Source organism: Planococcus sp. CP5-4_YE (assembly GCF_019042655.1).
In the GTDB taxonomy this organism is placed as follows: Bacteria; Bacillota; Bacilli; order Bacillales_A; family Planococcaceae; genus Planococcus.
Window position 1 is genome coordinate 165577 of record NZ_JAHPZO010000004.1, and the last position, 20655, is coordinate 186231.

17 protein-coding genes are annotated in these 20655 nt (G+C 48.1%); 4 read left to right on the forward strand and 13 right to left on the reverse strand.

What is annotated here, in order from left to right; genetic code table 11:
• Positions 1 to 24 precede the first annotated feature (24 nt).
• Entirely contained in the window at positions 25 to 861 is an 837-nt protein-coding gene (locus KTG14_RS07445; RefSeq protein ID WP_216970330.1) for a transporter substrate-binding domain-containing protein, read from the reverse strand.
• Positions 862 to 934: 73 nt separating this feature from the next.
• Positions 935 to 1774, reverse strand: coding sequence for a MurR/RpiR family transcriptional regulator (locus KTG14_RS07450; protein WP_216970331.1), 840 nt, complete (start codon positions 1772 to 1774; stop codon positions 935 to 937).
• A gap of 268 nt (positions 1775 to 2042) precedes the next feature.
• Here KTG14_RS07450 and KTG14_RS07455 point away from each other — a divergent pair, with 268 nt between their 5' ends.
• From KTG14_RS07455 to KTG14_RS07470, 4 genes are read left to right on the forward strand one after another with little or no spacing between them, the layout of a single operon-like run.
• Positions 2043 to 2795, forward strand: a complete 753-nt coding sequence (locus tag KTG14_RS07455) for a carotenoid biosynthesis protein (RefSeq protein ID WP_308461975.1) — start codon at positions 2043 to 2045, stop codon at positions 2793 to 2795.
• Complete coding sequence (locus KTG14_RS07460; protein WP_216970332.1) at positions 2792 to 3469, forward strand: lysophospholipid acyltransferase family protein; 678 nt, start codon at positions 2792 to 2794, stop codon at positions 3467 to 3469. The genes KTG14_RS07455 and KTG14_RS07460 overlap by 4 nt, the downstream gene beginning before the upstream one ends.
• Positions 3466 to 4569 (forward strand): glycosyltransferase family 2 protein, encoded by a 1104-nt coding sequence (locus KTG14_RS07465; protein ID WP_216970333.1) that lies wholly within the window; start codon positions 3466 to 3468, stop codon positions 4567 to 4569. Before KTG14_RS07460 ends, KTG14_RS07465 begins: the two co-directional genes overlap by 4 nt.
• On the forward strand, positions 4566 to 6050 hold the full coding sequence (locus KTG14_RS07470) for a phytoene desaturase family protein (protein ID WP_254178034.1): 1485 nt from the start codon (positions 4566 to 4568) through the stop codon (positions 6048 to 6050). The genes KTG14_RS07465 and KTG14_RS07470 overlap by 4 nt, the downstream gene beginning before the upstream one ends.
• Before the next feature lie 63 nt (positions 6051 to 6113).
• Here the strand turns inward: KTG14_RS07470 and KTG14_RS07475 are convergent, their stop codons facing one another.
• The 11 genes from KTG14_RS07475 to KTG14_RS07525 form a co-directional block, all read right to left on the reverse strand.
• Positions 6114 to 6947, reverse strand: coding sequence for a phytoene/squalene synthase family protein (locus tag KTG14_RS07475; RefSeq protein WP_216970335.1), 834 nt, complete (start codon positions 6945 to 6947; stop codon positions 6114 to 6116).
• A complete protein-coding gene (locus KTG14_RS07480) occupies positions 6944 to 8395 on the reverse strand; it encodes a phytoene desaturase family protein (RefSeq protein ID WP_216970336.1) in 1452 nt (483 codons plus the stop codon). The genes KTG14_RS07475 and KTG14_RS07480 overlap by 4 nt, the downstream gene beginning before the upstream one ends.
• On the reverse strand, positions 8392 to 9918 hold the full coding sequence (locus KTG14_RS07485) for a phytoene desaturase family protein (protein WP_216970337.1): 1527 nt from the start codon (positions 9916 to 9918) through the stop codon (positions 8392 to 8394). The genes KTG14_RS07480 and KTG14_RS07485 overlap by 4 nt, the downstream gene beginning before the upstream one ends.
• A gap of 1048 nt (positions 9919 to 10966) precedes the next feature.
• The gene (locus KTG14_RS07490; protein WP_374939885.1) at positions 10967 to 11530 is read right to left on the reverse strand and encodes a 3D domain-containing protein; all 564 of its coding nucleotides are present in this window, start codon (positions 11528 to 11530) and stop codon (positions 10967 to 10969) included.
• A 232-nt stretch (positions 11531 to 11762) separates the two neighbouring features.
• On the reverse strand, positions 11763 to 13208 hold the full coding sequence (locus tag KTG14_RS07495; protein WP_216970338.1) for a DEAD/DEAH box helicase: 1446 nt from the start codon (positions 13206 to 13208) through the stop codon (positions 11763 to 11765).
• Positions 13209 to 13290: 82 nt separating this feature from the next.
• Positions 13291 to 15162: an alpha-E domain-containing protein gene (locus tag KTG14_RS07500; RefSeq protein WP_216970339.1), complete on the reverse strand. Its 1872-nt coding sequence runs from the start codon at positions 15160 to 15162 to the stop codon at positions 13291 to 13293.
• Positions 15163 to 16620 (reverse strand): circularly permuted type 2 ATP-grasp protein, encoded by a 1458-nt coding sequence (locus KTG14_RS07505; protein WP_216970340.1) that lies wholly within the window; start codon positions 16618 to 16620, stop codon positions 15163 to 15165.
• 140 nt (positions 16621 to 16760) lie between these two features.
• Positions 16761 to 17303 (reverse strand): hypothetical protein, encoded by a 543-nt coding sequence (locus KTG14_RS07510; RefSeq protein ID WP_216970341.1) that lies wholly within the window; start codon positions 17301 to 17303, stop codon positions 16761 to 16763.
• Positions 17304 to 17421: 118 nt separating this feature from the next.
• Positions 17422 to 18336, reverse strand: coding sequence for an HD-GYP domain-containing protein (locus KTG14_RS07515; RefSeq protein ID WP_216970342.1), 915 nt, complete (start codon positions 18334 to 18336; stop codon positions 17422 to 17424).
• Between the two features lie 86 nt (positions 18337 to 18422).
• Positions 18423 to 18893, reverse strand: a complete 471-nt coding sequence (locus tag KTG14_RS07520; protein WP_216970343.1) for a hypothetical protein — start codon at positions 18891 to 18893, stop codon at positions 18423 to 18425.
• Between the two features lie 242 nt (positions 18894 to 19135).
• Complete coding sequence (locus KTG14_RS07525; RefSeq protein WP_216970344.1) at positions 19136 to 20623, reverse strand: glutamate synthase subunit beta; 1488 nt, start codon at positions 20621 to 20623, stop codon at positions 19136 to 19138.
• Positions 20624 to 20655: the final 32 nt, after the last annotated feature.

Below are 20655 nucleotides of genomic sequence, written 5' to 3' on the forward strand. Positions count from 1 at the left end.
TCTCCCTTCTCTTCTCAGCTGATTTTAATTGAGAATTTCGACGCCTTCAAGATCGACATCAAGGAGATCGCGTCCGAACCATTTTTCCGAAATCTCTGTATAAGTTCCGTCTTCGATGATTGCTGCCAACGCTTCATTGATCGCCGCTAGCAATTCTTCATCTTCAGGACGTACAGCTACAGCCGCCTGCTCAATCCATAGCGGATCGCCGACCATTTCGATTTCGAGTCCCGCATTTTGTGCTTCAAAGCCAACAACGTCTGCTGTGATGACGGCATCCAAACGTCCTTCTACCTCTAAATCCTGCAAAGCGACGACATCACTATTGTAGTATTGGATATCATCTGTATACTTCTGTGCCGCCGTGTCATACGTACTTTGCCCGACTACGCCGATGGTCGCCCCTTCAAGGTCTTCTTCCGACTGGATTTCGGTATTGCCTTCACGCACGAAAATAACACCGCCTGAGTAATAGTATGGATCTGAGAATGAGACCTGTTCTTCACGCTCTTCTGTGATGGCCATCGACCCCAAGATCGCATCGAAGCGGTTCGTCGTTAATCCTTGAATAATCGTTTCCCAAGGCGTTGTGACCGGGTTTGGTTCAAGTCCCATTTCCTCCGCGAGGGCATTGCCGATTTCAATATCGAAGCCTGTCAAATTGCCGCCTTCCTCGTAGTTGAATGGCTTGTACAAACCGCTTGATGCAGTAGTGAACTTGCCTTCTTCCACAAGATTCAAGTCGCTGCCTGCTCCTTCGCTTGATCCTTCCGAGCCGGTGGTTGAGTCATCCGATCCACAGGCTGCCAAAAGCATGCCTGCTGTTAAAATTACGCCTGCTGTTGTAAATTTTTTATTCATACTGCTCTCCCCTTTTCGTTTATGTTTGACCAAAACGCCGGAGCGATTCGGGACGTGCCTGCGATGGGTGGAATTATATGAAGATGTCCTGGTCGGTGTAAGCCGCTTCGAGCTGTGCGAGCTTTTCCTTTACCTTCGCGTGTTCTTTGACGTACAAAAAGCGCATGACCGAAGTCAACAATGCATGAACAGCCGTATAGGAGTCGATATTCAAATTCGCATTAATCGAAACGGTAAGCACCACATCCGCGTGCTTGGCGGCCGGTGAATCTTCCTTGTCGGTCAAGACGATGACTTCCGCTCCTTTGCGCTTCGCTTGCCCCAAGGTTTCCATTAAGATCCGCGTATAGCGCGGGAAGGCGAAAGCAATGATCGTGTCTTGTGAGCCAATCTCTGCCATCTGCCCATAGTAAGCGGCAGTGCCCGGCTGCATCATCGCTGTATTCCCAAGCGCACTGCCGAGCCAGCCCCCAAACCACTCGGCTAAGCCGAAATCGAAGAAATTACCAGTGACGTAACGCTGTTCAGACTTGCTGATACGGTCGACCACTTGAAGGAGGTTTTCTTCATTGATTGTTTGCTTGAGCTTCAGGATGCTGGTGATGTCTGCATCGAGCAGGTTTTCAAGAAACGACTGGTCCGCAGCAGCGGGCTGTTCCTGCTGCGCATTGTCCAGCCGCTCTTCCGCCAATTTGCGCTGGAGCGTATGCTGAAACTCTGTATAACCCCTGTAACCGAGTTTCTGCGTCCACCGGATGACGGTCGACTCGCTGACCTGTACCCGCTTTCCCACTTCCAATGCGGGTGAAAAAGCAATGAAAATCGGTTCGCGGAAAAAGAGGTCTGCTATCTTTTTTTGCCCGGAACTGAAATCCTTATAAGAAGCTGATACATTTCGCATTAAATCCTGCATATTCATTCCCCCATCGCAAGAACACGCTTAGTTGCTTGTAATATAGTATATACTTTTGCAGGATTCCCTGCAATATTTTACTGAAAATTCTGCCATAATTTATGACATTGTCCTCATAAATATACTGTCAAATCAGTCTTCGCAGCAAAAAAACACAATGTGAAAAAAATTTACCATCCACCCTATTGAGTGCGCTGCCCTTTTCTTTCGTCTTTTCCATCTATTGTTGTACACTATTTGTATAACTAATTTTGATGAGGTGCTGCTTGTGAAATGGGAAGATCGGATTTTTAAGTTATTCATTTTTTGGTATATTTGCGGCGTTGTCTTGCTAAGTTTCGATTTATTGCCGCCTTGGCTGGAATGGGCCAACGCCTTCTTCCTCATCCTTGCAGGAACACTCGGCTTCCTTTATTTATGGCGGCGCTTCGGCCCTGGAATCGGTGGGTCGATCGGCGTGCTCATTTTCTTCTCGACCTTCATCGTCGAATGGGCTGGCGCCGACAGCGGCTTCTTGTTTGGTTCTTACGATTATACCGACCGCTTCGCTCCGAATGTCTTCGGCGTGCCGGTCGCGATCGGTTTTGCCTGGCTCATGGTCATGGCGACGAGCCATGTCATTGCGCGATGGATCGTGCCTAGCGGCGGCATTTTGTATGCCGCCACTGGAGGCATGGCAGCGGTCATCATCGACTTGATCATCGATCCGGTCGCCTATAAGGTGAAAGGCTATTGGCTATGGGAAGATACAGGGTTTTACTACGATATCCCTTGGACCAATTTCACCGGCTGGTTTATTGTGGCGTTTATCCTTCACCTTATTCTCGATGCCGCCTTCAAGAAGCAAGGGCTTGAAGTGTCAGCCGGCCAGGCAGAAAAGCGCATGGCTCTTTTGTATGTATTGATGATCGTCTTGTTCGTGCTGCTCGGGCTGATCGGCGGGCTATGGCTTGCAGCCGCATTGACTTCTGCCCTCACGGCAGCAATTGTCGCCTTGGCATGGAAGAGGCGCCCGCAATGATCCAAGCAAAAAAGTCAGCGCTTTTTGAACGCGCATTCGCCCTGTATTTGATGCCATCGATCCGCAGGTCTTTTTCACATCTGTATGCCAGAAACATCCGCCCGCCTAAAGGGCCGGCATTAATTATTTCCAACCACAGCTCCTGGTGGGACGGGCTGCTGTTCTTTTTCCTGAATCGGCGCGTGTGGAACTTGGATGTTCACATCATGATGCACGAACGCGGACTGAAGGAATTTCCTTTTTTCCGCCGGCTCGGCGCCTTTTCAATCGATCGAAGCAATCCAAAAGATATTTTGGCTTCATTGCGCTATGCCGAGAATTTATTGAAACAAGGCAAAACGGTCATCTTGTTTCCACAAGGCGATGAATACCACTTGGAGACGCGTCCCTTGGAATTTCATACAGGCGTTCTTTACTTGATGGAGAAATGCCCCGACATTCCACTTGTCCCCGTACGCTTTTATTATTCAATGCGCCGTGAAAAACATCCCGAAGTGTGGATCGACCAAGGCGACACCCTGATACTTAATGACATCCCGGCGGGTTCAAGACACGATAGGACGCTATGGCTGCAGGAACGGGAAACCGCTGCGCTTGACCAATTGAAACAGGAAGTGCTCAAAGAAAATTACAGCGAATTCCCGGAGATGCTGAAAAGGAGGCGCACACCATGATCACGGCTTTGATTGTCATCCATATTGCCTTTTTCTTGTGGATTGTCTTCAACCGTTTGTTCCTGCCAGTGCTGCCCAAACAGCCTGTAGTAAAAGCAGAGCCACTGGTATCCATTCTTGTGCCGATGCGCAACGAAGAACGCAACGTGCCGACGATTGTCCGTTCGTTAAAAGAGACAGACTGGGAACGAGCGGAGTTCATCGTCTTGAATGATCAATCAACAGATGACACTCAAGCGGCACTCGACCGGGAAATTGCTGGCGACAAGCGCTTCACCGTATTGCAAGGCGTTGAACTGCCTGTAGGGTGGATCGGCAAAGTCCATGCCTGCCACCAATTGCAGAAACACGCTTCCGGCGATTACTTATTCTTCGTCGACGCCGATGTCCGCTTCCGTAAGCAGGCAGTGCGGCAGACACTCGCTTTGATGGAAAAACAGCGCGTTGCCCTATTGTCTGGATTTCCTGCTTTTGAAGTGCCGGTATTCTTGAGTAAACTGCTCGTACCGATGCTTCATTTCGTTATTTTATTCCACTTGCCATTGGCGCTGGCGAATTACGCAAAATTTCCTGCAGCGACCGCAGCAAATGGCATGTGGATGGCATTTGAACGAAAAGCTTACGACGCGATTGGCGGCCATGAAGCCGTGCGCACCTCGCTCGTCGAGGATGTACATATTGCGCGTACTTTGAAGCAAGCCGGCCATAAAGTGCTACTTGCCAATATCACCGCTTCGGTCAAATGCCGGATGTACGAAACGCCAGCCGAAGTATGGGAAGGCTTCTTGAAGAACAGCTACACAGGTATCGGGCGCTCGCCTCTGATCGCCGTCCTGCTGACCGTATTTTACAGCGTCTTTTATATCTTCCCGCTGTTTCTCGCAGCAGCCGGCCTTGTGACGGCCAACTGGATCTGGCTCTTGCCATACGCGCTGACCGTTTTGCAGCGCTGGTATGTCGATATGGTGACCAACCAGCGTTGGTATTTGGCATTCCTCATTCCACTTCAAGCCGCAGCAATGCTAGCAGTCATGCTCACGGCCATGAAAAAATCACTAAAAAATGAGTCCTATACATGGAAAGGCAGGCATTATTCATGAACCGACCACATATCGCCATCGTCGGCGGCGGGCTCGGCGGCTTGTCTGCTGCCATCACGCTCGCAACCGCCGGGATGCGTGTCAGCCTATTCGAGAAGAATAGCCATTTCGGCGGCAAGTTGATGCCTGTTGAACTTGGCAGCTATCATTTCGATTTCGGCCCGAACACGATCACCATGCCGCACATCTTCCGCGAAGTCATCGAACAGACCGGACGCGATGCTGATCAATATTTCCAGCTCGAAAAACTCGCCGTCCATACGCGCAACCATTTCACGGACGGCAGCCACATCGACTTTACGGCGGACCGCACGCAAATGATCAGCCAGCTCGAAACGCTGGATCCTTTTGCCGCTGGTAAATACGATGCGTTCCTGGCTGAAGTCGCCCGCTTGTATCAGTCATCCGAACAGTATTTCTTTCCGCTGAGCTTCCAGTCGTTCCGGGATTATCTGTCCCCATCACTCGGAGCGGCGATGTTGAAAGTGCGCCCGCTTGAATCGATGGACCATTTTTTCAGCCGCTACTTCAAGCATGAGGGGCTGCTTCAGGCAGTCGGGCGCTACGCTACCTATATCGGGTCATCGCCCTATAAAGCCCCTGCCACCTTCGCGATGATCGCCCACCTCGAACTGTCGCAAGGCGTCTTTTACGCAAAAGGCGGAAACGTATCGATTGCACAGGGCTTTGCACAGGTAGCAGCGGAATGCGGCGTGGATATGCACCCTGCAACGGCTGTCACCCGGATTTTGACGCAACAAGGCGCAGCATGCGGCGTAGAACTCGCAGACGACGAACAAATTTCGGCAGATGCCGTCATCTTGAACGGTGATTTATTGTCGGCGTTTCCTGAGTTAGTGGATGAAACCGAACGCCCATCTTTCCTCAATGCAAAGCGTGACCGTTTCGAGCCTTCGATTTCGGCTTTTGTCATCACTGCGGGGCTGAATGTCCGCTTGCCAGGACTGAAGCATCATAACGTCTTCTTTTCAGCCGATTATCCGCGTGAGTTCCGCGAATTATTTGCCGACAAGCAATACAGCGGCGAGCCGACTATCTACATCAGCAACTCATCCTACTCAGACCCGTCCGTTTCGCCGCTCGGGGACAATTTATTCATTCTCGTCAACGCACCTGCCCTGACAGCGCAAGGCGATTTACAGATCGATCCGGAACAATACAAAGAGCGGATTTATGATTTATTGGAACATTATGGAATAAATGTCCGCAAGCACTTGCAACAAGAACGGATCTTCACTCCTGAATTTATCCGCGATATATTTGGTTCTCACCGCGGGGCTTTATATGGGCCATCTTCCAATCGCCCCAAAGACGCCTTTTTGCGTCCGTCAAATGCGAGCCGCGACATTAAAGGATTGTTCTTTGTCGGTGGCAGCGTCCACCCAGGCGGCGGCTCTCCGATGGTCACCTTGAGCGGATTGAATGTGGCGCGGCGCTTGATTGAAAATTATTCATCTTAAAACGAACAAAAAAGCTGTTTCCATCCGTCAGTTGTGGCGGATGGAAACAGCTTTTTTCTATTCTCATAAGCATTGCAAAATGGACTGCTTGGAATCATCTGTTACATAATGCTTTTCGTGAAACACCGTATATTCTTTCGAGCGGATCGTCGACAGGATTTCTCGATAGACAAGCGCAGCCCCTTTAACCGGAACGCGGGAAGATAAAGGATAATCGTTGATCGTTTCAAACGCACGGTCATAATAGAACTCAGCTATGCTGGCGAGTTCTTCCCAGACCTGGATGAACGATTCCGACACCGTGCCGGTTCTAAGCTCTTCCTCGGCAAGGCCGTATTTCCGCATGATGTCCTGAGGCAAATAAATGCGGTCCATAGCCAAGTCTTCGCCGATATCGCGGAGGATATTGGTAATTTGCATGGCATAGCCAAGCGAAATCGCACCGTCTTTTAACAGGGCGGTGCGTCCCGGTGCCAGTATCGGCAACAGCATCAGCCCGACTGTACTCGCGACATGGTAGCTATAGTCCAAAAGCTCATCCAGCGTGCGGTAGCGATTGATCGTCAAATCCATTTCCTGTCCTTTAATCAATCCGTAAAACGCACTGGCATCCATATCGTAGCTTTCAAACACATCTTCGAGCGCCAGCCACATCGGGTCGTCCCATTGAATTGAACCTGCTAAAAATTCGTCGAAGTTTTTTCGGAATGCCTTCAGCTCAGGCTCAGGATGACTGCCTTCATCGACGATATCGTCGACTTTCCGGCAGAAGGCGTATACTGCCCATACGGCTTTGCGTTTTTCTTTCGGCAATAGGGAAAATGCTTTATAAAAACTCTTCGAATTGTCGGCGATAATGCGTTCGCAATAGCTATAGGCTTGCTTCAATTCCATCATGAACCGCCCCTTTCTTTCAAATCGCTGTGAATTCTGTCGGCCAGCAATTTAGCTCCTTGCATAACGATCGGTATGCCGCCGCCCGGGTGGACAGAAGCACCCACTGCATACAAATTCTCCGTGTTGTCCGGTTTGATCTGCGGGCGGAAAACCCCGGATTGCCGTAATGTCGGCCCAATTCCGAAGCTACCTCCCTTGAACAAGCCGAACGCTTCCGCATCTTTCGGCGTGCGCACATCCATCCACTCAATCGATTCCCGTATACCTGGGAATGAGAGTTCGTCCATCCGGTCTAAAATACGGCCGACCCACTGTTCATCATTTTCCCAGTCGATTTCCGTGCCCGAAGGAACCGGCACCAGTACATAAAGCACAGATTTGCCTTGTGGAGCAAGAGAATCGTCAATGACTGAGGGGTGGAATGTGTAGAACGCCGGATTTTCCGTTTTCTGCCCTCTGACAAACACATCTTCCATATGTTCTTTGTAATCATCACCGATAAAGAATTGGTGGACATTTACGTCTTCATAAACCTTATCCAATCCGAAATACAATAGCACACAGCCGGAAGAAGGCGTAAATTCCTTCTGCTTTTTCATCGGTGCTAATTGGTTGATCCCTGGGAAATCCCCGTTATAGACAATAGCATCGTACTGCTCTGTGCCAGTTTCCGTTTCGACCGCTGTCGCACGGCCATCTTTTTTCACGACGCGCTTAACGGCCGTATTCAGACGGATATCAGTTCCGCGGCTGCGCAATTCCCGTTCCATGACTGGAATGATGCTCGCATAACCACCCTTCACATAGTGCACTCCGTGCTCATGTTCGCTGAACGGCACGAGTGAATACATGGCCGGCGCCCGGTAAGGATCCCCACCGATATAAAGCGCCTGAAGCGAGTAGGCTAACTGCAGCCGCTCGTCCCTGAAATAATTCTCCATCAATTGATGGACAGATTGCTGGGGTTTCAGTTTCATCAAATTACGGATATTTCGAAAGGTCCAAAAATCCGCTTTGCGCACAAAATCATGTTCCAGAAAAGCAGGCTTGCCGATATCGAAGCGTTTCTGTCCTTCATCCATAAAGCGGATAAATCCATCTTTATCTTCCGGAAACTGCTCTTCAACCTCCTGCAATTGCCGCTCACGCCCTGGGTATTTCGTATACACTTTGCCGTCTGTAAAGCGGATTGTATAAAGCGGGTCGCATAATAATAATTCGATGCTTTCGGGGCTGATTCCTGCCTGAGCGAATAAATCGCGGAACATTTTTGGCAGCAAGACGATGGTCGGTCCTTCATCGATTCGAAAGCCGTCCCGTTCCACGAACGCCATCCTGCCGCCGAGTTTATGTTCTTTTTCGTAAATCGTGACTTCATAGCCCAGCTTCGTTAAGTATAGCGCGCCCATCAAGCCTCCGACTCCGCCTCCGATCATGGCTATTTTCATACATATCCCTCCACTTTCGGAAGCGGGCCAATCGGAATTCCGGATTTGCCGTCTTCTTTCAAAATGCCGTTCGCCGTGATGCGGGCAGATTCCAAAATGGTCGGCAAGCCGCTGCCAGGATGTGTTCCGCCTCCGACCAGCCAGCAATTATCGAGCTCTTCAAATTTATTGTGCGGTCGGAATACCATCATTTGGGATAATTGATGCCCTAAATTGAATGTAGCACCGCGGTATACAGAGTAATCCGATTCCCAGCCAAACGGCGTCAACATCTTCTCGACTTCAATATGCTCACGCAGGTTCTTGAAATCGGTTTTTTCTTCGATAATATCCAATACTAACTCACGGAAGGCTTCCTGTTCGTGTTCCCAGCCGATATCGCTGAAATTATTCGGCACCGGCGCCAATATATACAACGCCGACTTGCCGTCCGGAGCTAAAGTCGGGTCTGTCACGCTGGCATTTTGGATGTAGATCGACGGGTCCGCTGATAAGATGCGGGATTTCGTCATTTCCTCGACGTTCTTCTTGTAGTCTTTTGAAAAAACGATTGTGTGATGAGACAAATCGTATTTCTTGTCGAGCCCTAAATAAAGCATGAAAGTAGAACATGAATATTTTTTCTTGTCGAGCTTTTTGGCAGTGTATTTCTTCAGGATGCCCGGCTCCACCAGATGGGTCATTACGTGTGCAAAGTCACCATTGATGATTACTTCATCCGCTGCTTCGCGGCTGCCGTCATAAAGGTCGACACCTTTCACTGTACGCCCTTCTATCCATAATTTCTGGACGCCCTTATTGAGATGGATGCGGCCACCCATTTCTTTGACTGCCTTCGCCATCGCTGCAGACAATTGGTTGACGCCGCCGATCGGATGGTAGATGCCATACGCGTGCTCCATATAGGACAGGATCGTGAACGCGCCGGGGCATTCCCAAGGCGACATGCCGAGGTATTTCGACTGGAACGCAAACGCCATCTTCAAGCGCTCGTCTTTGAAATAACGGGATAGCACGTCGTAAAGCGTCTTGCCTGCTTCAAGTTCAGGAATCGCTTTGATCACTTTCGGCTGCATGAGGTCTGTCATGCGGTCCATTTTCGTCTGCAAAAGCGGAGACATTGCTTCGAGCTTCTTGCCCGTGTCTTTCATGAAACGCGCATAGCCTTCTCCGTCGCCTTTGAAGTTTTCATCGATTTGTTTGCGCATTGCTTCAGGGTCGCGCGTCATCACCAAGTTCTGATCTTCAAAACGCAATTCGTACATCGGGTCCAGTTCGACCGCTTCCATATAATCATGGACATTGCGTCCAGTCGTTTCGAATAATTCCTCCACCAGATGAAGCATGCTCAAAAACGTCGGTCCTGTGTCAAACGTGAAATCACCTAATGTCAATGCAGCATTGCGCCCGCCGATGCGGTCGTTTTTTTCGTAAATGTCGACTTGGTATCCTTTGCTCGCCAACAGCATTCCTGCTGCCAAGCCTCCTGGCCCCGCTCCTATAATAATCATTCGTTTTGCCATTGCGTAAGCCCCCGTTTCGCCTCTTAAAAGTTATACAATATCTATACAAACAGTATATACATCTCTTCCCTAAAAGACTAATTATTTAACCTGTTTATGGTGCTTGTTTTTTTATTCAAGGTTTATGCCGAATCAAAGCGGTGTTTTCGGGGGAATCGCTTTCAGAGCCGCGTAATAAAGAGGATAACGAGAGTTAGGTTGTGGAGTTGTTTCGATGCTTGGAATGAAGCTTCGTTTGGTTATTCGCCGCTCTGCTTTAGGTTGGCCTTTAGCCGTAAGCCAGGAAGAGCACCTGTCTTACGGCGTCGGCTCACCCTGGGCGCTTGGCGGCTTAGTGATTTCATTGAGTCGAGTTTGTTTACATAGATCTGCTTCTTTACTGAGTTGCCGGCTAGTGGGGGAATCGCTTCCTGTCCTGCATCCGGCATATGTGAAGATAGCGAGGATCTGCTTGTGGAGTCATTTGGATACTTGGAATGAAGCTTCGTTTGGTTATTCGCCGCTCTGCTTTAGGTTGGCCTTTAGCCGTAAGCCAGGAAGAGCACCTGTCTTACGGCGTCGGCTCACCCTGGGCGCTTGGCGGCCTAGTGATTTCATTGAGTCGATTTTGTTTACATAGATCTGCTTCTTTACTGAGTTGCCGGCTAGTGGGGGAATCGCTTCCTGTCCTGCATCCGGCATATGTGAAGATAGCGAGGATCTGCTTGTGGAGTCATTTGGATACTTGGAATGAAGCTTCGTTTGGTTATTCGCCGCCTGGCTTTGGGTTGGCCTTTAGCCGTAAGCCAGGAAGAGCACCTGTCTTACGGCGTCGGCTCACCCTGGGCGCTTGGCGGCTTAGTGATTTCATTGAGTCAAGTTTGTTTACAGAGATCTGCTTCTTTACTGAGTTGCCGGCTAGTGGGGGAATCGCTTCCTGGGTGATGTAGTATTTAAAGCGAAAAGCTATCTGGATAGTGAATGCTCTGAGCTATGGTGTAAGCTTCCTTTTCAGATCCATCCCCATATCCACATAAAAAACCCAGCTGATGGATCAGCCGGGTTTAGCTTATTTTAGGATTTTAATTTTTACGTTCTTGCGTCCCCATTTAAGCGCTTGGCTTTGAGTTGGGATGAAGACGTCGATTTTCTTGCCTTTGATTGCGCCGCCTGTGTCTCCAGCGATTGCGTTGCCGTAGCCTTCCACCCATACTTTAGAACCGAGCGGAATGACTTTCGGGTCGACCGCGATGACTTTGAGTCCTGGATTCTTTTTCAGGTTGATACCGGTTCTCGTGATCCCTGAGCACCCTTTGCAAGAGGCCGTATAAGCTGTCGCCGACACAGTGAATTCTTTCACTACTGTACCTTTGCTGGAAGATGGTGTTGATGGTTTAGAGATAGTTTGTGCTGTTGTTTTTTTCAATTTTAGTTTTTGCTTTGGATAAATCAAGTTGGATTTCAATCCGTTCCAGGATTTCAGGTTATTAACAGAGACTTTCGTTTGTTGGGAAATTTTATAAAGCGTATCACCGCTTTTAACTGTATAAACATTCGATGCTGCAGAAGTCGTAAGTGAAGTGCTGAGTAATAAAAGCAATGCCATTCCTAAAGCCGCCAATAATTTTTTCAAGTTCCTATCCCCTTTGCGTATCGGATAATTGCGCCTTGCGTAAATCGGTTGAAAGCTTTTCAGTAAAAATAAAATAGCACGGCAAGGTTACAATCATGTGACAGCATTAGGCATATTTGATTACAATTGCACTTTTTTTCATGACAAAAGAACCCACCCCATTAATATTCTCCACTCAACTATAGAAAAAAGGCCCTTTCCAAAGCTTTCACAGCTCGGAAAAGACCTAAGTTTATTTTTTTGCTTTATGAACTTTCAAAGTTTTGCCTTTGACGGTTTTGTCTTTCATCGCCTTTAAGACGTGCAGTCCTTTGCCGTTCAATATATCGATATATGTGACAGTGTCCTGAATCTTAATGATGCCGATATCTTCCGCCGTGACGCCCGGGATGCTGGTCAGCGTCCCGACAAAATCGACAGCGCGGAGTTTTTTCTTTTTGCCTCCGTTGAAATAGAGCTTCATGATGTCTTGGTTGAGGGCAGCAGCTTTGTGTTTTTTCGGCTTTTGGCGGCTCTCGATCTTGTCTTCGAACGCCGGTTTTGCCAAAGCGACCTGCTCTCTCGACGGCCGTTCAGTACGCGTGATTTCAAAACCTAAATAGTCTTCCGTTTCTTTCAGGAATTTATCCTCGAATGGCGTGACGAATGAAATGGCTTTGCCGCTCTTGCCAGCACGCCCTGTGCGTCCTGCGCGGTGGACGTAGCTTTCCTTCTCGAGCGGAAAATCGTAGTTGATGACATGGGTGATGCCATCGATATCAATTCCGCGCGCAGCGACATCCGTCGCGACCAAATAACGAAACTCGCCGCGTCGGAAATCATCCATGACGCCGAAACGATCTTCCTGGGTCATGCCTCCGTGCAATTGGTCGCTTGTATAGAACAGGCGTTCAAGCCCTTCCGACACAGCATCGACCTGGTCTTTCGTGCGGCAGAAAATGATGCAGCTATCCGGATTCTCCACTACGGTGACGTCGCGCAGCAACTGGAATTTATCCTGTTCTTTCACGATAACAAGTGAATGTTCGATCCGTTCTTCCAAAGTATCAGCTGCTTGGATTCCGATATAGCGCGGGGAGCGCATGAAATCACGCTGCAGTTTCTCCAGATGCTGGGGGAATGTCGCCGAAAACAGCATCGTCGTCCGTTCTTTCGGAAGCTGCTTGATGATTGATTCCACTTGTTCGATAAAGCCCATATTGAGCATTTCATCAGCTTCATCGAGCACCAGATATTCGATTTTCTCAAGCTTCAACGTGCCTTTTTCAATATGGTCGAGCACACGCCCCGGCGTACCGACGACGATATGGCATTTTTGCTTCAATTCTTCCTTTTGATACGCAAAAGGATGCTTGCCGTAGATCGCTGCCGCTTTGATACGCTTGAAGCGGCCGATATGGGTGATGTCTTCTTTCACTTGGTCGGCAAGTTCACGTGTCGGGGTCAAGACCAGCGCTTGCGGCTTGTTTTCGTCCCAGTCGACAAGTTCACAGAGCGGAATGCCGAATGCGGCTGTCTTGCCGCTGCCGGTTTGCGATTTGACGGTCAAGTCGTGTTGTTCAAGAGCAGCTGGGATGACTTGCTGCTGTACTTCGGTCGGCTGTTGGTACCCCAGGCCTTCCAACGCTTTTACGATCGGCTCGCTGATGCCGTAATCTTTAAATTGGTTCGTGTTCATAAGTTCTCCTTCTCCGTTCATCTGTCTTATCTCTACATTATGGCACGGATCGGGCAGTTTTGCAGTTGAGCGATTATTGGCATTATTGGTCGAGTAAGCTGACGGAGACTTTCACATCGAGCGACTGGCTGCCGCCTCTGTAGACGCCTTGAACCGGGCTGACATCGTTGTAATCGCGGCCGACGCCGACACGGATATGGTTTTCCAGCGCTTCGACATTATTGGTCGGATCGAGCCCGACCCAGCCAATGCCGGGCACCATGAATTCCACCCATGCATGGCTTGCCGCGTCGCCGACAAGTGCCGAATCTTCCCCTACGTATAAATAGCCGCTGACGTAACGCGCCGGGATATTCTTGCTGCGCAAGATGCCGAGCATGACGTGCGTAATGTCCTGGCAAACGCCCTTTTTCAAACCGAAAGATTCGCTCGCTTTGGTCGTAACCGTGGTTGACTCGCCGTCATATGTGAAGTGGTCAAAGACATATTCCGTCACATCAATAGCGTATTGCACCGGGTTAGTCATCGCCCCAAGCTCGCGGTCGACCAGTTCCATCTGCTCCGGAGTGATGTACGTATAAGCCGTATTGCTCAGATAAGCCATATAATGCTCGGTGAATAATTGCGAATGGAAAATAATATTCATTTCCGGCGAATAATCGATGCGGTGAATGAACGGGCTTTTCTGGATGCTGACGATTGATGTCGATTTCACTTCCAGGTGCTGGTGATGTTCAGCAATGAAAAACGTCTCGACGTTATTGCCAAAAATATCAACATGTTCTTTCGTTAATGTCGCGGGCGTAATATCCGCGCGGTAAGACAGAAGGCGCTGGCATTCATCCGTTCTTGGTTTCAGGCGGATGGTGTTCATGCTTTGGTCGACAATTGTTTCATAATCAAAAATATTGGTATGCTCGATTTTGTATTTCATAGAAGTTATTCCTTTCATATCCATCCCTTGGGATTGGAACGCCATCGCTGTTTCCGCTTCGGGATCGGTCAAATAATAAGTGCTGGAGAAAATCCGGCTGATTTCGTTGCAGCCATCCTGGAAACGGTTCAAAAAATGCATCAATTCATCCGAATCCAACGATTCGATATCCGTCTCACTGAAGGAAGTCCGGACTTCATCGAGTTTGGCATATAACTCCCATGAATAATGCGAAACTTTGCCTTCTTCAAGTTCTTCAACCGCAGCCCGTACATGGTCAAGGCAATAGCGGATCGACCTCGGAAAGGTTTTGTCCGAGATCAAAAAGCTCAATACTTTCTTCGGCTCCATGCGTGGCGGATTGCTCTTCAAGTACGCGTTGTAGCCGTTCGTCATCCTGAGAGCCGCCAGCCAGAAATAATAATCATCTGTCTTTTCTTTTCTGACGCGTTCACGCGTCCGCTCGCAGACGACATTCAAAATGCGTGCCGTCTTTTCTGCCCGCTCGAGCCATTTGGCGATTTTAATCATTTGATACGCCACACCCCTGGACATCGAAGACTCGACAATTCCCTGGGAAATAAGTGAAGTCGTTTTGATGTTTTCAAGGAATGACCTCATGTCACGGACTGAACTGTTTTTCAAATCCATTTCATTAAGCGCCAAATATGAACGGTTCCAGGTTTCCCAATAATCATCCGGGATATGGTCGCGGCTGATGCGGGCATTTTCACGAACGACCATGGCGCAGCTGGCGACTGAATTGGAATTTTCCTGCGCCATCGCCAAATATTGCACCAGCTCCGATTCTTCATACGTTGGATTGGCTTTGATCCGCCGCATCGTCTCCGTCGAATCACAAATCTCAAAAATCAGCCGCCAATCCGAATCGCGTACCAACTCTTCATCGGCCGCTTCGATCATCTGAAGCAATTGTACGTCGAGGATGCGCGCATTGTTCTCCGCCCGCTCGACATTCCGGGACATCCAATACAATGAATTTGCAACACGGCTTAACATTTACGCATCCTCCCCTTCTTCTTTCTTTTTGAATACCCACGTGTCTTTTCCGCCGCCGCCTTGAGAAGAGTTGACAACAAGCGAACCTTCTTTTAGCGCAACGCGGGATAATCCGCCAGGCAATACGTGGGTCGTTTCGCCTCTCATGACGAATACCCTCAAATCCACGTGGCACGGGTAGAACTTGTCTCCTTGATAAGCGGGTGCGCGGGACAGCTTGATTGTCGGCTGCGCTATATACTGATGAGGCGTTTCGATGATTTTCTCCCTGAACTTTTCGATCAGCTCCTTCGATGCGTGTGGGCCGACGAGCATATCATACCCGCCGGATGCCCCTACGTTTTTAACGACGAGCTCTTCAAGATGCTCGAGTACCCATTCCCGATCTTCGGGCTTATCAAGCAAATACGTTTTCACATTGTCGATGATCGGTTCTTCGTCCAAATAATAGCGGATCATCTCCGGCACATATGCATAGATCGCTTTGTCATCTGCGACGCCGTTTCCGACCGCATTCAAAATCGCGACATTGCCTTTTTGGTAAGCTTCCATCACACCCCTGACCCCGAGTGCAGAATCTGAACGGAATGCTTCAGGATCCAAGAAATCATCATCGATTCGGCGGTAAATGATATCGACGCGCTTCAGCCCACGGATCGATTTCATATAGACGATATTATTTCGGACGACCAAATCACGGCCTTCGACTAAATCCATTCCCATCTGCTGGGCCAGGAAAACGTGATCGTAATAAGCCGAGTTGTACATGCCGGGAGTCAATAGCACCGCAAACGGTTTGTCTTTTCTCCCTTTTGGGGCATGGTCCAAAATCGAATCATGCAGGAAGCTCATTTGATGCTCGAGCGTCCTCACCGAATGATTGACGAAAAACTCAGGGTACACTTGCCGCATAACATAGCGATTCTGGTAGACATAAGACAATCCTGACGGGTTGCGCAAATTGTCTTCAAGTACATGGTATTTGCCATTTTCGTCACGGATTAAGTCGATTCCCGCCAGGAAGATATGATTGCTGAGCGGGATATCGACGCCTTTCATTTGTTTTTCGTAATAATAAGGATTGTCTTCGACCAAATGCCGGGGCACAATCCCTGCTTCAATAATATTTTGGTCGTGATAGACATCATCCAAAAAACGATTCAGTGCCTCTGCACGCTGCGTCATTCCTTTTTCGACGATCTCCCATTCTTCCGGCGGGATGATGATCGGCACAAAGTCGAACGGCATTGTCCGCTCAGTCCCTACATTATTATGGTAGACAGTGAAAGTGATGCCTTGGCGGAGAAACGCTAACTGTGCTGTTTCGTGTTTTTCCTTTAATTCATCTTCTGAAAATCGCTTGATCGCTTCATGGAAAGTCTTGTAGTGGGCTTTCGGTTTTCCATCGGGCATAAACATCTCATCAAAAAATGGACTGGTTTTATAATCGTTAAACACGTGGCCGAACCCCCTCTGTTAGAATACCGCCAGTAACTTCCGCTGATTTTTAAAAGATGTGAATTTTCTGTCTACTGGAGGGAAAGAAAAAGCCATGCCCATGCTCGGCATAGCTGTTCTTTGTTCTATTATAACCGAAGTTATTTTTTTGTTGTGTCATCGTTTAAAGATTTGTCAGAAGATGAACCAGTTTCCGGATTCTTTTTCAATGAATCCGTATAGTCGGTGCTGCCGCCGAATGCGCCGCCGCTCGGCTTGTCCGACTCTGTAGAGGAGCCAGTAGAAGAGAACGAGCCGTTGTTCGACGAAGATGTCGTTTTGCCCGTCGCAGAATCCGATCCTTTTGTTTCCCCGACTTCATCTTGGACAGTCTTATTCGCTTGGTCGAGCGCGTCTTTTTCCTTATCCATCATTTGCTGTTGCTTCTCGATGGTCGTCTTGACTGTATCGACTGCTTTGTTGATATGGGGCTTTACTTTATCGACCATGCCTCCCGATTGTTCGTTGAAGCGGTCCAAATTCTTCTTGATGTTTTCTTTCATGTCGGCTTTATTCGTTGAAGAGCTGCCGGTACTTTGCGTGCTGCCAGTTTCTGATTTTTTCTGTGTCATTGCTGCCCCGATTGCTGCTCCTACACCAAGCAATACAAGTTTGCTGAAAAATCCACCTGATTTTCTTGCCATTTTATGACCTCCTTCTCAAATTTTATAAATCTTAGTGTAGTAAGTATAGACGGAATTGCCTATTTTCAAACATCGCTTCCCTAAAAAGGAAAAGGACACTCTTGTGGAAGAGCGTCCTTTACGGTGTATCTGTTAATTTTCCTTCTTCTAACAATACTTGCTTAAATGCTTTTACAACTTCTTCATCATATTGTATACCGATCAATCGCTCGATCTCGTCCATCGCATAACCGGCCGTGAACGCAGAACGATAAGCGCGGTCTTCTGTCATCGCATCAAAAGTATCGCAGACGCCAATGATTTTCGCCTCAATCAGGATCTCGTCGCCTTTCAAGCCGAATGGATATCCGCGCCCATTCAACCGTTCATGGTGCTGCTCCACAATATCGGCAATATCTTTATAAGGGGTGTCGCGAATCATATCTGCCCCATCCCCTGGATGTTTTTTCACTAGATCAAACTCTTCATCCGTCAATTTGGAAGGTTTTTTCAGTACTTCTTCAGGAATATTGATTTTGCCGATATCGTGGAGGATGGATGCTAAAAATAAAGATTCCATATGCTCTCTGGTTAACTTTAGCTTCGCAGCTGTTTTAACAGCATAGTTAGCTACTCGAGCGCTGTGATTAAAAGTATAACGATCCTTTTGCTCAACTTTTTCACCAATTTTTCTTAACTCTTCGATAATTTTGCTCAAGTAATGAAAGACAGGAACCGTCGATACTGAGAAAAGCGTCACCGTTTCTGTAACTCCGAAAGAAACAGGCACTTCTAATTCATTGCATGAAAAGAACCTACCTTTTCCTAATGTAATGATATCTCCTTCGACTTCCGCCTGAATCTCTCCATCCAATATGTAATAAAATTCATAAGCATCAGCAACTTCACTTGGAAAAAGGATAAAACTATTATCTTTTAAAATTGTTTGTTTGAGGAGTTCTAACCCACCCCCTCGTCCTAATAAAGACAGGGTTGTGGTATCATTTTCAATCTTTTCCAGATAGTTCCCATTCAATATATCCAAGCCTCTCACACATTCACTTCCCTTATATAAAAAAAATGAGAGCAAAGTTACCTCTACTCTCATACTACTCTTTTTGTAGGTTATCTACAATATTCTTACCAAGAAACTACTACGATCGGGTCGATTTTAGCAGTTTTGTCTGCGAAATCTTCTTGAACTAGGACGATGTCTGCGACGATTCCTGAAGCTGTGGCACGTTCAATTCCTTCCAATGTAATTTCTTCAGCTTTTTTCTGCAAAGCTTTAATCAATTGCGCGATTTCTTCTTCGTAATTAGCTGTAAGTTCAGCTTGTTTCGCTTCATCTTCTTCAGAAGCTAATTGATTGATATATTTTTCGTGCAACTCTGCGGCTTTTTCTTGTTCTTTCACGATTTCAGCTTCAATTTTTGCATTTACGCCGTTGATGTCTTTGATAGCTGCCTGCACTTCCGCACTCATGCCTTCCTCGATTTCATAGTACGGAACTTCCGATACTACGAGTAATTCTTCTGCAAAAGCTCCTGTACCTAACGATAAAATCATTAAAAATGAAAAAGCGACAGCTGCAATACTTTTCTTAAACATTACATTTCCTCCTGACATTTAGTTAAATTCGTAGGTTATGAATTCCTGCTGCGACTATATGCGAGGTTAACTATAGTCCTACAATGACTAGTATATATAAACCAGGACTTTGGCACAATACGAATGTAAAAATTAACAAAAAATAAATATTTGTATTTTCTGAAAAGATAATGAATATCTTTTTTCTTTCGTGAAAAAGAGCCCGCCACTATAAAGTGCGAACTCTTTTTATTGATATTCAGTTAAGGCAATACAGTGCTGCCCATCAAATAACGGTCGCATTCCCGCGCAGCTTCACGGCCCTCGTTGATCGCCCAGACGATCAAGCTCTGGCCTCTGCGCATATCTCCTGCCGCAAAGATCCCTTCTACATTCGTGCGGTAATCGCCGTATTCGGCTTTGACGCGTGAATTGGCGTGCGTTTCTACATTCAACTGATCAATCAGCAACTGTTCCGGCCCGCTGAATCCGATTGCGATCAGGATTAAGTCCGCTTTCCATACTTTTTCCGTGCCCGGAATTTCTTCGCGAATGCGGTTGCCCTGCTCATCGATTTTCAACTTGACGTTGACAGTATGGACTTCTTTGACGTGTCCGTTTTCATCACCGACAAATTTCTTCGTCATGACCGCATAGGCACGCGGATCGTCGCCGAAAGTTGCTGCGGCTTCTTTATGGCCGTATTCTACGCGGTGGATTTTCGGATACTGCGGCCATGGATTGCCTTTTTCGTCACGGAGTGCGCCTTTTTGATCGTAGACATCGAATTGCACCAGGCTCTCGCAGCCGTGGCGTACGGAAGTTGCGAGACAGTCTGTCCCCGTATCCCCACCGCCGATAACGATGACGTTTTTCCCTTTTGCCGAAATATAATTGCCGTCTTCCAAATCGGAATCGAGCAAGCTTTTCGTGCTGGCATGCAGGAAGTCCATTGCGAAATGCACGCCTTCTAAGTCACGCCCTTCGACGTCGATATTGCGGTGCACAGTCGCACCGGTCGCCATGATGACCGAATCGAAATCATCGCTTAATTTCGTTGCGGGATAATTTTTGCCGACTTCGACATTCGTCACGAAGGTGATGCCTTCTTGCTCAAGGATTTTGACACGGCGCGTGACCATGTCGTATGGCAACTTCATTTCAGGGATGCCGTACGTCAGCAGGCCGCCGATGCGGTCGCTTTTTTCGAACACTGTTACGGTATGGCCAGCTTTGTTCAATTGGGCTGCCGATGCAAGACCTGCTGGACCTGAACCCACAACAGCCACTTTTTTGCCGGTGCGGTGTTTCGGCGGTTCTGGAACGACCCAGCCTTCCGCAAATCCGCGTTCGATGATGGACCTCTCAACCGTACGGATCGCAACAGAGGGTTCGTTGATGCCGAGAACACAAGCCCCTTCACACGGCGCTGGACAAGCGACACCGGTGAATTCCGGGAAATTATTCTTTAAATGCTCGCGGTGAAGCGCCTCTTTCCATTGGCCGCGATAGACAAGATCATTCCACTCCGGAATCAAGTGATTGACCGGGCAGCCGGTCGTGCCGTTGTCAAGATCCATGCCGGTCTGGCAGGTCGGAACGCCGCAATCCATGCAGCGCGCTCCTTGCTTTTGCACTTCCTGTTCAGATAGCGGAATCGTATAATCTTTCCAATCACGTGTCCGCTGTGCCGGGTCGCGTTCTTTTACAGTCTGACGGTTATACTCCATAAATCCGGTTATCTTCCCCATTGTTTCCCTCCAGTTCGCATATTTTTCAAGCT